We start from the raw sequence: 13,264 nt of genomic DNA, 5'->3' as shown, positions 1-13,264 counted from the left end.
ACACCAAAGATACAAAAATTGCTTGACCTTGGCGCACGGTCCAACGAAATTGGGGACGTCGCCAGCACAGTCTGGCACTTCGATGCCACTAGATGAAGACCGATGACCGCAGACATTTGCAACATTCCTGCAATTGCCGATCGCACCGAAGCCGATGCTTCGGATGCTTTTGTGGTGTCTGCTCTAAACCTAAATCTCGGTCTCCTTGGTCTCGCAGCGCTCGGGTCGCTACGACTTACCCGCCCCTGAGCGTACAAAGACGGTTCGGATTGCCACACAGGTCGATCCATTTACCGCAGCTCAGGGGAACAAGTCGCGCCACAAGGCCCGCACTCTTTCCAAAATGAAGTTTTAAAATTCGGGCAGAGTCCCGCTTGATCAGGAATTACTGTAATGGCTAGTGCTAACGACAATCGCGTCATCATTTTCGACACCACCCTGCGTGACGGCGAACAGTCCCCGGGGGCGTCGATGACGCTTGATGAAAAACTGCGTGTGGCACACGCTTTGGCAGAAATGAAAGTCGACATCATCGAGGCAGGCTTTGCCATCGCATCGAACGGTGACTTCCGCTCGGTCAATGAAATCGCCAAACAAATCAAAGGCCCGACCATCTGTTCTTTGGCACGCGCAGCCAAAGGCGACATCGAACGGGCCGCCGAAGCATTGGAACCGGCAGAAAACAAACGCATCCATACCTTCATTTCCACAAGTCCCCTGCATATGAAATACAAGTTGCAGATGGAACCGGAACGCGTTCTGGAAAAAGTGATTGAAAGTGTCACACTGGCGCGCAAATTCACCGATGATGTTGAATGGTCGGCCGAGGACGGATCACGTACCGAGCATGACTTCCTGTGCCGTTGTGTCGAAGCCGCGATTGATGCGGGCGCAACCACCATCAACATTCCGGACACCGTCGGTTACACGACCCCGACCGAATATGCCGATCTGATGACCATGCTGTTTAACCGTGTACCCAATATCGACAAGGCCATCCTGTCGGTTCATTGCCATAACGATTTGGGCATGGCGGTTGCCAACTCGCTGGCGGCTGTTCATGCCGGTGCGCGTCAGATCGAATGCACGATCAACGGCTTGGGCGAACGTGCCGGCAACGCGGCACTCGAAGAAATCGTCATGGCGCTGAAAACGCGCAACGATGCTTTCCCGTATGAAACCGGGATTGATTCGACCAAAATCATGAATGCATCGCGTCTAGTGTCGGCGGTTTCGGGCTTCGTCGTACAACCGAACAAGGCAATCGTTGGTGCCAATGCCTTCGCCCATGAAAGCGGCATTCATCAGGACGGCTTCCTGAAAAATTCCGAAACCTATGAAATCATGAAACCGGAAAGCATCGGCCTGAACAAATCCAGCCTGGTGATGGGTAAGCATTCCGGCCGTCATGCCTTCAAGGAAAAGCTCAAGGAACTGGGCTTTGCCGATCTGGGTAACAATGCCATCGAAGATGCATTTTCCCGTTTCAAGGAACTGGCCGACAAGAAGAAAGAAGTCTATGACGACGATATCGTTGCCTTGGTCGATGACGGCATGCGTGACAACGAACATATCAAGTTCGTATCACTGGCTGTGACCTGTGGCTCCAAGGGGCCGCAGACGGCCGAACTGGAACTGAATGTGAACGGCGAAACCCGAACGGCCAAAACCACCGGCGATGGCCCGATTGACGCGACCTTTAACGCGATCAAGGCAATCTATCCGCATGACTGGAAACTGAAACTCTATCAGGTTCATGCTGTTACCGAGGGCACGGACGCACAGGGTACGGTTACCGTCAAGCTGGATGGCGAAGACCGCACCGTGGTTGGCAATGCATCGGATACCGATACCGTTGTTGCATCCTGCGTGGCCTATGTCACCGCGGTTAACAAGCTGATCGAGAAAAGCCAGAAAACCGCGCCGGACGCCATGGCATCCTGATTGCCGTATTCCGGTTGAGAAGATAAAGGGGTGGCATTTTGCCGCCTCTTTTCTATTCAGATGCCACATTCCGTCACCATACTGCAACGATCCGGCCTGATTTCTGTGAATACGGGTATTCTGTGCTATAATGTGTCTCTTATGCGGAGGGGACAGATGATGCGCAAACATCCCGTTCTTCAGTTTCGCCGCCTTGTCCTTTGTGCTGCAGTATTTGGGGCGATATCAGCCCCCGCAGATGCCGTCACCATCGACAATGCCACGAATGTCGACATTCCCGCCCAACCCTATCCGCTGAGCGGATTGCGACAGCGTTTGATGGATGCAGGCAAAGAAATCCCCAAAGTCGATAACAGCCTGCAATCCGATATTCCGGGTACCTATTATCCGCCCGCGAACAACGATGTCAAAACAGCGGCGGTTATTGTCGTACCCGATTGTGATGACCGTTTCCCGCAAGAATGGATTTCTGTGCTGCATGACACGGGACTTGCCGTGCTTCGTATTTCACCGGGAAAAGCGCATCCATCGCAAAGCTATTGCACAGCCGGCACGCTGGATAATCCCAAACATGGCGTTGCCTATTGGGCGTTCGACGCGTTAAGCGCGCTTGACTATCTCGCCCGCCAACCCGGCATTGATCCCGGCCGGATCGCGATTTTCGGTTATGGTTACGGGGCAGCCGCGGCACAGCTTGCGGTTTATCGTCATGGCCATGCCAAACGGTTTGATGAACGGTTCGGAGCGATGATCGGGTTGCGGGCGCAATGCATGTCGGAAATGGATAATTTCGTCCCCGCCCTTCTGGTGACCATCAAGGACGATCCGCTAAACCCGCCGGCATGGTGTCAATGGCGGATGGATCGCGACACGCGTGCTGACCGTGTGCCGGTAACGTTTGAAATGCTTCAAAGCAGCGCAAAACCTGAAAAACAAACGACTCGCAGTTTCCTGCAAATTGAAACAGCCCCCGGTACAACTGCCTTGATTATGGATTTCTTGCGTAAAACTGGAATAATTATCAAGGGTGATAAACCTTGAATGAAAACGCCAACACCATATGGCGGATCATCTTTTTGCATCTTATTTCACGTCTTCTGCGGCGTCTTAATTATTCCTCAATTCCCTGAGCAGATTATTCGTGCATCGACTGACGCGTTACGCTATCAAAGCCGTTACATTCGTATTCAAGATTTTACTATTAACCGGGGCATAGGGCAGGAATGTTTTCCAAGCTTCTTGGGGTTTTATCCTCCGACATGGCGGTGGATTTGGGCACCGCCAACACACTGGTTTACGTTAAAGGGCGTGGCATTGTCCTGAACGAACCATCCGTGGTAGCCATCACCGACGAAAAGGGCAAGAAACAGGTACTTGCCGTCGGGGAAGAAGCCAAGCAGATGCTAGGCCGTACACCCGGTTATATTCAGGCCATTCGCCCGTTGCGCGATGGCGTGATTGCCGAATTCCACATCGCCGAAGAGATGATCAAACACTTCATCCGTAAAGTGCATGGTCGTCGCAACTTCGCGAGCCCGGAAGTCATTATCTGCGTGCCGTCTGGTTCGACCGCCGTTGAACGCCGTGCCATTCAGGAAAGTGCTGAAAGTGCCGGCGCCCGCAAGGTCTGGCTGATTGACGAGCCGATGGCAGCCGCCATTGGTGCGGGCCTTCCGGTCACCGAACCGACCGGTTCGATGGTTGTCGATATCGGCGGTGGCACCACCGAGGTTGCCGTCCTGTCGCTTGGCGGTATCGTTTATGCCCGTTCGGTACGTGTTGGTGGCGACAAGATGGACGAGGCGATCATCGCCTATATCCGTCGCACCCATAACCTGCTGGTCGGCGAAAGCACGGCAGAACGCATCAAAAAAGAAATCGGTTCGGCCTGCGCACCGGATGACGGTGATGGTGCAACGGTTGAAATCCGTGGTCGCGACCTTATGAACGGCGTTCCGAAGGAATTGATCATTTCCGAACGCCAGATTGCAGAAAGCCTTGCAGAACCGGTTTCGGCAATTATCGAGGCGGTAAAAGTCGCCCTTGAACAGACCCCGCCGGAACTGGCAGCCGACATCGTCGACAAAGGTATCGTTCTGACCGGCGGCGGTGCGATGCTTGGCAACCTGGATTATGTTCTGCGTCATGCGACCGGCCTTCCGGTTTCGATTGCAGACGATCCTCTTTCCTGTGTTGCACTGGGTACCGGTCGCGCACTCGAAGAAAAAAAGATGCTGCGCAACGTGCTGCATACTGCCTACTAAGGCAAAATGGCAAAAAACATTTCACCGGGTCATGTCCTGACTGGACGCGACTCGGTGATTTCGTTAAGGTTGAATATCCCACCGGGATTTCGGGACAACTTTTCTGATCTAATGCGGGGAATATAGTGGCTCAGCATGGCGGTCCGCAGCAGCGTATCTTTTCGCCGTTACGTACGGCGCTTCATCGCTTCGCTTTTATCCTTCTGATCGTTTCGGCATTCGGCCTGATGCTTCTGGGCAAGGCCGATACGGTTTTGATCGAACGGATACGTGCCGCTTCGGCAGATCTTGTGTCGCCGATCATGAATGTCGTTTCCCGCCCGGCCGCCAGCATCAACGAGCTGACCGAACAAGCCACCAATATCTTTAATCTGTACGAACAGAATGAACGCCTGCGTCGCGAAAATCAGGCACTGCTGGCATGGCAGCAGGTTGCGCGCAATCTGGCGCATGAAAATGCCCGCCTGCGCGATCTTGCCGATTACACAAGCCCGCCACCGCTGCGTCTTGTCACAACACGTGTGATTGCCGATATGGGCGGTGCCTATGCGCATAGCCTGATGGTATCCGCCGGTTCACGTGATGGTGTCACCAAGGGACAGGCGGTTATGTCTGACGAGGGGCTTGTCGGTCGCATTGCAGAAGCCGGTTATCAGGCATCGCGTGTTCTGCTGATTACCGACATCAACTCGCGCGTGCCGGTGATTGTTGAAAATTCGCGTGACCGTGCGTTTCTGTCGGGCGACAATACGGACCGTCCGCTTCTGACCTTCCTGACGGCGGATGCTGCAGTTGCCCCTGGCGACCGTATTCTGACATCCGGTCATGGCGGTGCCTTCCCGCCCGGCATTCCGGTCGGTGTTGTGTCGTCCGTTTCGGAAAATGCCGTACGTGTCGCCCCTCTGTTCCGCCGTCACCAGCTTGAATATCTGCGTGTTGCCGATTACGGGCTGCAAGGAATTCTGGGCGATCAGGCGATGCGCCGCAATCAGGTCCTTGATGACGGGGTCATTCCAAACGGGGTCGGTATTGTTCCAAATGATGGCACGAATGCCGAAATGGATCAGCCGATCATCGAACCGGCAAAACCGACGGATCGACTTCCGTGAAGCCCGGTGTCTGGCACAGGCTGGATATCATCGCACGTGGTTTGTTTCCGGCATTCAGCGTTTTTATTCTGCTGCTGATCAACCTGTTGCCGATCAGTGTGCCGTTGCTGAGCACCGCATCGCCAGCCCTGCCCTTGATGGCGGTCTTTTACTGGTCGGTAAACCGGCCGGATTTGCTGACCGCGCTGACGGCATTTTTTTTGGGACTGTTGCAGGATTTGCTAACCGGGTTGCCGCTGGGCGTCAGTTCGCTTGTTTTGCTGCTGGTCCAAACCGGATCGGCCAGTCAGGGTCGTTTTTTCCATAACAAGTCTTTCAACGTGATGTGGTGGGGCTTTGCGCTGGTGGCGGTGCCAGCGTTGCTGGTTCAGTGGCTTTTGAGTTCGGCCCTGATCGGGGCCTTCTTGCCGATCAAGGCGACACTGATTAGCTATGTATTGACAGCGGTGCTTTTCCCGCTGGTGGCGTGGGTTCTGGCACGGGCGCAAAATACGCTTTTGCGCCATATCTAGAACCAGACCCGGCGGGTCAAAATTGATGTTTTGGCAATAGCTATCGGCTATGCTTGAAAGACAGTTCTCAACATGCTTCGCACAGGATAAAACGGGCCTACAAATTTCCCGAATTCTGGCGGGGCACCACGATCAACAGGTTTGACGACGCCTATGTGGCACCGTGATTCAGACAGATTTCGCACTTTTACCCGCCGCGCCCTGATACTCGGCGCGGGGCAGGGTGTGCTGCTGACCGGTCTTGCCGCGCGCATGTATTATCTGCAGGTGATGGAAAGCAACCGGTACAGCGTCCTTGCCGACGAGAACCGGATATCGCACCGGCTTTTGCCACCACCACGCGGTCTGATTACCGACCGTTTCGGCACACCGGTCGCGGTCAATCGCCAGAATTACCATATCATGATTGTTCGCGAACAGGCGCAGGACGTTCGCCGTACTCTGGAAATCCTGAACCAGATCATCGAACTTGGTCCTGATACCATCGAACGGGTTGAACGTGATGTCGCCCGCAGGCGATCTTTTGTGCCGGTCACGGTCCGCGACAATCTAAGCTGGGAAGAAGTTGCGCGTGTCGGCGTCAATGCCCCTGATCTGCCCGGTTTGATCATTGATGCCGGTCGTTCGCGCGATTACCCCGAAGGACCGCATCTGGCCCATACACTGGGTTATGTTGCTGCCGTTTCAGAAAAGGAACTAACCGGCGACCCGTTGCTTGAACTGCCAGGTTTCCGGATCGGTAAAAACGGCATTGAAAAAGTTTACGATCTGGCGCTTCGCGGCAGTGCCGGCACCAGTCAGGTCGAGGTCAACGCGCTGGGTCGGGTCATTCGCGAACTTGACCGCGAGGAAGGCAACAGCGGCAATACCGTTGTCATGACCCTTGATCTTGAATTGCAGCGCTATACCAATCAGCGCCTGTCGCGCAAGGAAAGTGCATCTGCCGTTGTAATGGACATCCATAATGGCGAAGTGCTTGCGATGGCATCACATCCGACCTATGACCCGAATGCCTTTACCAATGGCATTTCGCACAAGCTGTGGAACAGTCTGGTCAATAATGAATACTCGCCTCTGTCCAACAAGACGGTTACGGGTACATACGCACCGGGTTCGACATTCAAAATGTGCGTCGCCCTTGCCGGACTTGAAGCCGGTGTGATTACGGCCAATCAGCGTTTCTTCTGCCCCGGTCATCTTGATCTTGGTAATGCGCGGTTCCATTGCTGGAAACGCGGCGGCCATGGCTGGGTCGATATGCATGACTCGATGAAGCATTCCTGCGATGTTTATTATTATGAAATCTCGCAGAAGATCGGCATCGACCGCATTGCCGCCATGGCCAACAAACTTGGTCTTGGCGAATTGACCGGTATTGACCTTCCCAACGAACGTTCCGGTCTGATCCCGACCAAGGACTGGAAAGAAATCCAGCTTGGCAAACGCTGGCAAGGTGGTGAAACCCTGATTTCGTCAATCGGTCAGGGCTATGTGCTGACAACGCCGTTGCAACTGGCCACCATGGTTGCACGTATCGCATCGGGCAAGGCTGTCAAACCCCACCTGACCCGTGATCACGTGACACCGGAAGGCATTACCAGCCGGGCGAGCGAGGAATTCCCGGAATTACAGGTCAACCGTGCCCATCTGGCGCGCATTCGTGACGGCATGAATGGTGTGACCAACGAATTGCGCGGCACAGCCCATCGGTCCCGCATCGATATCAAGGGCATGGAAATGGCCGGCAAGACGGGCACAAGCCAGGTGCGCCGCATTACCATGCGCGAACGACAGACCACCGGGGTTCTCGACAACGATGAATTGCCGTGGAAATATCGCGACCACGCCCTGTTTGTCGCCTTCGCCCCGGTCGATAATCCACGTTATGCCTGTGCGGTTGTTGTCGATCATGGCGGATCGGGTTCCGGCATTGCAGCCCCGATTGCCCGAGACATTCTGATCAAGGCGCAGGAATTGAAATCCGCCCGCCCGGGCATTTCGGCGGCCAATATCACATCGACTGCACAATTGCGGCATCCGGCACAGCCCGACCGCGGCGAAAAAGAAGGCTAGAAACATGGCATCGCGCAGATATCGCATCGGCGAGGACCCGGATTACGTGCCGATCGGCCGCCGTCTTCTGATGCTGAACTGGACGTTGGTGCTGCTGATTGCCGCCTTGGCCGGGATCGGTTTTGCCATGCTGTACTCTGCGGCAAACGGATCGGTCGAACCATGGGCAGAACGGCAGATGATGCGCTTTGCCGTCGGTGCGGTTTTGATGATCGCGATTGCGGTTACCGATATCCGGATATGGTTGAAACTTGCCTATTTTTCCTATTTCGGCGCCTTGATCCTATTGATCGGTGTCGAGATCAAGGGGGATATCGGCATGGGGGCGCAACGCTGGATCAATCTTGGTTTCTTCCAGCTTCAACCGTCCGAATTGATGAAAATCTCGCTCGTGCTGGCGCTTGCGCGTTATTTCCATGGTCTGACCGTCGAAGAAGCCGGTCGCATACCGCTTTTGATACCTCCACTTTTGATGGTCCTGGCACCAGCAGCGCTGGTTTTGCGCCAGCCCGATCTTGGTACCGCTCTGTTGCTCGTTGCCGGTGGCGGCGTGATATTCTGGCTGGCCGGGGTGCGGGTCTGGAAATTTGCCCTGATACTTGGCACCGTTTTGGCCGTTATTCCCATCGGCTGGCAATTTTTACGCGATTATCAGAAAAACCGTGTTCTGACTTTCCTTAACCCGGAAAATGATCCTCTTGGTGCGGGTTACCATATCACCCAGTCAAAAATCGCACTGGGGTCAGGTGGCGTGTTTGGCAAGGGTTATATGCTGGGATCGCAAAGCCATTTGAACTTCCTGCCCGAAAAGCAGACCGACTTTATCTTTACCATGCTTGGCGAAGAATTCGGTCTGGTGGGCGGGATGGCGTTGCTGCTCCTTTATACCGTGGTGATCATGTATGGCTATGTGATTGCACTCCGCTGTCGCAATCAGTTCGGCCGACTGGTCGCCATCGGCATCACGTCAACATTCTTCCTGTATGTCTTTATCAACATTGCGATGGTGATGGGACTGATCCCGGTCGTGGGTGTACCTTTGCCGCTGGTGTCCTATGGCGGCACGGTGATGATGACAATTCTGGTCAGTTTTGGCCTGCTGATGAGCGTTTCAGTCCACCGTGATATTCGTATTTCACGGCAAGGTAACGATGACGGGCGGAACTGAACAGCCATGGCATAGCCATCTTGCGGCAGGTCTCAGGCATTCATCTGTTCGGCAATATCTGTCAAATCTGCAGATACACAGCGATTACGTCCTGCTTCCTTGGCCCGGTAAAGTGCAGCGTCCACCATTGAATAAAGAATATCGGCAAGATCCGTGTTTTCGCGCGACTTCAACATCGCCATGTTTTCGGCAACCTCGGCATCCATTTCCGCGATCCGAGTTTGCGTCGGCAACGATATCACGCCAAAACTCGACGTGCAGTTCAAATGCCTGCCACCAAACGCAACAGCTTCCTGTTCAATCGCCATGCGAAGGCGTTCAGCCAGGATCAGGGCCCCTTCCAGTTCTTCCCCCGGAAGCAGTATCGCAAATTCCTCGCCTCCCAGACGGGCAGGCAAGTCGATATCACGCAAGCTGTCTTTTAAAAGTTTTGACAGCGATACCAGAACAGCATCCCCAGCCTGATGGCCGTATGTATCGTTCAAAAGCTTGAACCTGTCGATATCAAGCAACAGGATACTCACCGGTATATCGCGACGTTTCCAGACCGACAGGTTTTCTTCCAGACGCGTCATAAAAACCCGCCTATTGGCAAGCCCGGTCAAGGGGTCGGTCGATGCCAGCACCTCCAGCTTGCCCATTGCTTCATTAAGTTCCCGCGTACGCATTTCAACCCGCGCTTCGAGATTGACATTGGCATCAAGCAAATCGTCACGCGCGCGTTGTAACTGCCCGATTTGCTCCCGGATCATGCCAAACAGTCCGACCGTGACCGAACCCAGTAACTGTATCTCGTCATCATGACGGTGCATTGGCGGCATTTCGAACGAACGTTTGGCATCTGTCGGATCGGCTTTGACGATATAATGCGCAAGCTTTACCAACGGCTTTGATGAAACAAAGTAACTCAGCGTGGCAAAAACCCCAGCCATGGCAACAGCGAATACCATGTTGGCCAAAAATGACCAGGCCGACCGGGACATAAAGATGGTCACGAATACCTGCGGATTCAATTCGATAACCATCGCGCCAATTTTCTCGGAGGACGGCAGAGCCGAGTTGTGCAACGGAATTTCAAGCCTTTGTAAACCGCCAAACAACTGTTTTGCCCATCGGGATGTCGCAATTTGACCATCCGGTCGTTTCTGTTGATACAGAACAGCCCCATCCTGATACCTGATTTCGACACGCGATACGGACCGTTGCAACATCATGCCATGGACCATCACCTCGGCCAGTGCAGCGTCGTTTTTTAATACGGCCTCGGCCGCAACGGGCATACTACTGTCAACCACACGCTGATTGGATTGACGATAAACATCGCCAATCCAGCGATAATCACTGCCAATCTGAAAAACCGTAATGGCAAGGCCAAGCAACGTAGCGGCAAACAGGGAATATTTAAGCTGCCTTGCGGCGACCGAACTGCCAAGCTTCAGCGCAGACAGGTCCTGGTAATCATCTCTTCCTGTCTTGGACACGCTCTCCCTTTCATTCCTGTTATTCCACTTCGGCGGACCGGCTTTCTATCCCGAACTGATAGTCTCTTTGTTGCGGTTTGCCGACAAGGCTGAATTGTGAAAAATCAATTTGATCCCAGTCACGACTTCCCAAAACCTTTTTGTAGGTTTCGATATTGTCCGGCGTTATCGACTGCATTCTGAAGGATATTTCGGGATTTTTTCTTAATCTTTCAACACCTTGCAGATAATCCTTCAGCACAACCATAATCCATGCTCCGGCCAGAAAATGTCCGCCGTGCGTCATGGTCATCTTGCCATTCCCGACGTTTTCAAGCCCCTCGGCCGACCAGTTCAGTCCTCCGACAAAGACATCCTTTCCGGCAACCATTCCAGCCTCTTCAATCGCCTTGACGGCACCAAGAGCAATCGCATCATTCGCCGCCCAGACAGCACCCAGACATCCGCCTTTAGCTATCCAGTCCGCTGTACGCCGATATGCCTCATCAAACGACCAGTTTACAACAAGTCGACGCTGTTCTTTGAGAACCCGATAGCGTTGAAGCGCAAGGTCAAGCCCGTCCAAGCGTTGCAAGGATGCAGGTGTCAGGCTGTCTCCTGCCAGCGACAACAAACAGATGTTTCCGGGCCTCCGTCCATGTTTTGCATCTCGCGCGGCGGAAACAAGGGACCGGGCAATTTCGAACCCCGCCCGTTCGTTATCGGGTGTCAGGGTTGCAATCCATTGTGTCAGCTCCTTGCCGGGGCGGCCATATCGCTGCTTTTGCGCTTCTGTCAGATCGTTCAGAAGCATAAGGATCGGAATGCCATGTTCCTGCGCCTCAAGCACAATCCGCGTACCCTGCTGATGTTCATTAACCGCGATGATGTAATCGGGGGCGGGATCCATTGCAAAAACACGATTGGCATTTTCCGCCATTCGCGCCCAGTCCCGGTCGCTGTCAAAAATCGTCAGGCCAAAACCGAACTGATCGGCCGCCGCCTGCATCGTATCGCTGACATCTTTCCAGAACCCGCTGTCACCGTAACCGGGATTGATAAAGGCAATGTGCGGTTTGACTCTGTTATCTGCTTCAGCCGCATTCGCGCTTACTGCTGCTGAAAAAAGTATACAAAGCCAAACGAACCAAATTCCAAGCTTCAAAGACCGTCCCCCGACACCGATCACAGATTTTTCTGCTGCACGTCGTGCAACCTTACCTGTTTGCGTTCAGTGTCGCCGCAATACCGAATTATACCCGGCAGGTCAAATTAACTCGGCCCATACTTAAGGGTGGTCAGGAGGTCAGCCCTGCTCCGTCAAAACGCAGAAGAACTTCCTGCTGGACCGCCCGAAACAGGGCCGCATAGTCCAGATTTACATAGTCGATCTGCCATTCGACGAGTTTGGCAAATAGCTCGGCATTGGGGGTATCGATGAAAATCATCGTTTCAAGGCCGCGGCTTTTTGCCGCCATTATCGCGTCATGCGTCACATTGTCTTCAAGAAATTCGAAGATATGTGCCTGTTCATGATGAGTGGCCTGTTCAAGCGATCCGGCCACATGAAGCTGTACATTGCGTTTCAGATCCGGTGCAATCCGTCGCAGGTCATTGCGAATGTCGGCTGAAAACGAGCTGACGAACACATCGTCACCAAACGCAAAATGGTCAAGCATATCAACAACTTTGGCGGCATCAGCCTGCTTGATCTCGCAATAGATTTTAACCCGTCCCTTTAACCGGCGCAGAAAGTCTTCAAGTCGGGGAACCGGTTCACCGGCAAAGGCGGAATTAAACCAGGATCCCGCATCCAGCCGATCGATTTCAGCACTGGTCATTTCCGCAATCGCACCGGTGCCATCCGTCGTCCGGTCAACTGTTTCATCATGCATGACATACAGAACACCGTCTGCCGATTGATGCACATCGAACTCGATATAATCGGCTCCGGCAATGATCGCGCATTCCGCACTGGCAAAGGTATTTTCCGGCGCGTTAAGGCTATCGCCACGATGATAGACAAGTTGTACTGGCTTCATGGGGCCCCTCCTTACAGCATGTTGGCCGCATGAAAGGTAGGCTCCCCGCCCTGCAACCGGCAAGCATACGGGACAAATTTAACCGGACTGTTACCTAGCCGGTATCCTGCAGATTCATCTCCGTGAAGATAGCAGACACACAACAACCCACGTATCCCCGCGTATCGTCGCACTGGCAGGATACTGTAATTACAGGGAAATACGTGTATCTACCCGATATCGCGCAAGGCGCGCGCCAATTCGTCGGTCGACATGTTCGCCCGGTTCTCTATCCCGTGCTCCATCGCAAGGTAATACAGATCATCGCGCCGCCATTTCTCATAAGGCGGCCTGAATTGTCTGTCCCGCGGTGAAGTTCCCGGCACGTTTCTGTCAGATGGTTTATGGTAGCTAGCCACTTTTGCCTCCTGATAGGGATGGTCTTAAGCGGAACTGGCAGAGAGCTGTTTCAGCATCCTTTGTGACACTGCCATTATATTTGATGTGGGACCCAATGACAGAATGTCTATATTGACCGGTAAAAATTCCTGATTTTCCCGCAAGATTCTGATCTTGAACAGCTATTTCCCTTAACTCGCATCCAATCAATCGCGATTTATCAATAAAATATCACCGGATCGTAATTTTTACTATTTCCCGCCCACGGAGTTTGTTAGCGTCTTTTCCAAATCAACAATCACAATCAGGGAATA

Annotated in this window: 11 protein-coding genes; 7 read left to right on the top strand and 4 right to left on the bottom strand. The window is 53.5% G+C overall.

Annotated features, from left to right (window positions below; all coding sequences use genetic code 11):
- Positions 1 to 393: 393 nt before the first annotated feature.
- The 7 genes from LG297_RS05540 (at position 394) to rodA (ending at position 9,070) form a co-directional block, all read left to right on the top strand.
- Positions 394 to 1,944, top strand: a complete 1,551-nt coding sequence (locus LG297_RS05540) for a 2-isopropylmalate synthase (protein ID WP_404425944.1) — start codon at positions 394 to 396, stop codon at positions 1,942 to 1,944.
- Between the two features lie 156 nt (positions 1,945 to 2,100).
- On the top strand, positions 2,101 to 2,985 hold the full coding sequence (locus tag LG297_RS05535; protein WP_404425942.1) for an alpha/beta hydrolase family protein: 885 nt from the start codon (positions 2,101 to 2,103) through the stop codon (positions 2,983 to 2,985).
- Between the two features lie 182 nt (positions 2,986 to 3,167).
- Positions 3,168 to 4,208 (top strand): rod shape-determining protein, encoded by a 1,041-nt coding sequence (locus LG297_RS05530; protein WP_007090779.1) that lies wholly within the window; start codon positions 3,168 to 3,170, stop codon positions 4,206 to 4,208.
- Positions 4,209 to 4,333: 125 nt separating this feature from the next.
- Positions 4,334 to 5,317: a rod shape-determining protein MreC gene (mreC, locus tag LG297_RS05525; protein WP_404425940.1), complete on the top strand. Its 984-nt coding sequence runs from the start codon at positions 4,334 to 4,336 to the stop codon at positions 5,315 to 5,317.
- Positions 5,314 to 5,829, top strand: a complete 516-nt coding sequence (gene mreD / locus LG297_RS05520; protein ID WP_404425938.1) for a rod shape-determining protein MreD — start codon at positions 5,314 to 5,316, stop codon at positions 5,827 to 5,829. Before mreC ends, mreD begins: the two co-directional genes overlap by 4 nt.
- 153 nt (positions 5,830 to 5,982) lie before the next feature.
- Positions 5,983 to 7,902, top strand: a complete 1,920-nt coding sequence (mrdA, locus tag LG297_RS05515) for a penicillin-binding protein 2 (RefSeq protein WP_404426933.1) — start codon at positions 5,983 to 5,985, stop codon at positions 7,900 to 7,902.
- Positions 7,903 to 7,906: 4 nt separating this feature from the next.
- Positions 7,907 to 9,070, top strand: coding sequence for a rod shape-determining protein RodA (gene rodA / locus LG297_RS05510; protein ID WP_404425936.1), 1,164 nt, complete (start codon positions 7,907 to 7,909; stop codon positions 9,068 to 9,070).
- Positions 9,071 to 9,102: 32 nt separating this feature from the next.
- Here rodA and LG297_RS05505 read toward each other — a convergent pair whose 3' ends face one another.
- From LG297_RS05505 to LG297_RS05490, 4 genes are all read right to left on the bottom strand, one after another.
- The gene (locus LG297_RS05505) at positions 9,103 to 10,551 is read right to left on the bottom strand and encodes a diguanylate cyclase (protein WP_404425934.1); all 1,449 of its coding nucleotides are present in this window, start codon (positions 10,549 to 10,551) and stop codon (positions 9,103 to 9,105) included.
- 19 nt (positions 10,552 to 10,570) lie between these two features.
- Positions 10,571 to 11,695 (bottom strand): ABC transporter substrate-binding protein, encoded by a 1,125-nt coding sequence (locus tag LG297_RS05500; protein ID WP_404425932.1) that lies wholly within the window; start codon positions 11,693 to 11,695, stop codon positions 10,571 to 10,573.
- 133 nt (positions 11,696 to 11,828) lie between these two features.
- A complete protein-coding gene (locus tag LG297_RS05495; protein WP_404425930.1) occupies positions 11,829 to 12,572 on the bottom strand; it encodes a glycerophosphodiester phosphodiesterase in 744 nt (247 codons plus the stop codon).
- Between the two features lie 209 nt (positions 12,573 to 12,781).
- Positions 12,782 to 12,970, bottom strand: a complete 189-nt coding sequence (locus LG297_RS05490; protein WP_404425928.1) for a hypothetical protein — start codon at positions 12,968 to 12,970, stop codon at positions 12,782 to 12,784.
- Positions 12,971 to 13,264: the final 294 nt, after the last annotated feature.

Origin of the sequence: Thalassospira australica (assembly GCF_044790785.1) — a bacterium.
GTDB classification, from domain to species: Bacteria; Pseudomonadota; Alphaproteobacteria; order Rhodospirillales; family Thalassospiraceae; genus Thalassospira; species Thalassospira australica_A.
The sequence above is the reverse complement of the archived record's forward strand: the minus strand, read 5'-3'. Positions and strand labels throughout refer to the sequence as shown.

Coding starts and splice junctions, on each gene's coding strand:
- LG297_RS05540 (WP_404425944.1), top strand. CDS start 394: ATGGCTAGTGCTAACGACAATCGCGTCATCATTTTCGACACCACCCTG.
- LG297_RS05535 (WP_404425942.1), top strand. CDS start 2,101: ATGATGCGCAAACATCCCGTTCTTCAGTTTCGCCGCCTTGTCCTTTGT.
- LG297_RS05530 (WP_007090779.1), top strand. CDS start 3,168: ATGTTTTCCAAGCTTCTTGGGGTTTTATCCTCCGACATGGCGGTGGAT.
- mrdA (WP_404426933.1), top strand. CDS start 5,983: ATGTGGCACCGTGATTCAGACAGATTTCGCACTTTTACCCGCCGCGCC.
- rodA (WP_404425936.1), top strand. CDS start 7,907: ATGGCATCGCGCAGATATCGCATCGGCGAGGACCCGGATTACGTGCCG.
- LG297_RS05495 (WP_404425930.1), bottom strand. CDS start 12,572: ATGAAGCCAGTACAACTTGTCTATCATCGTGGCGATAGCCTTAACGCG.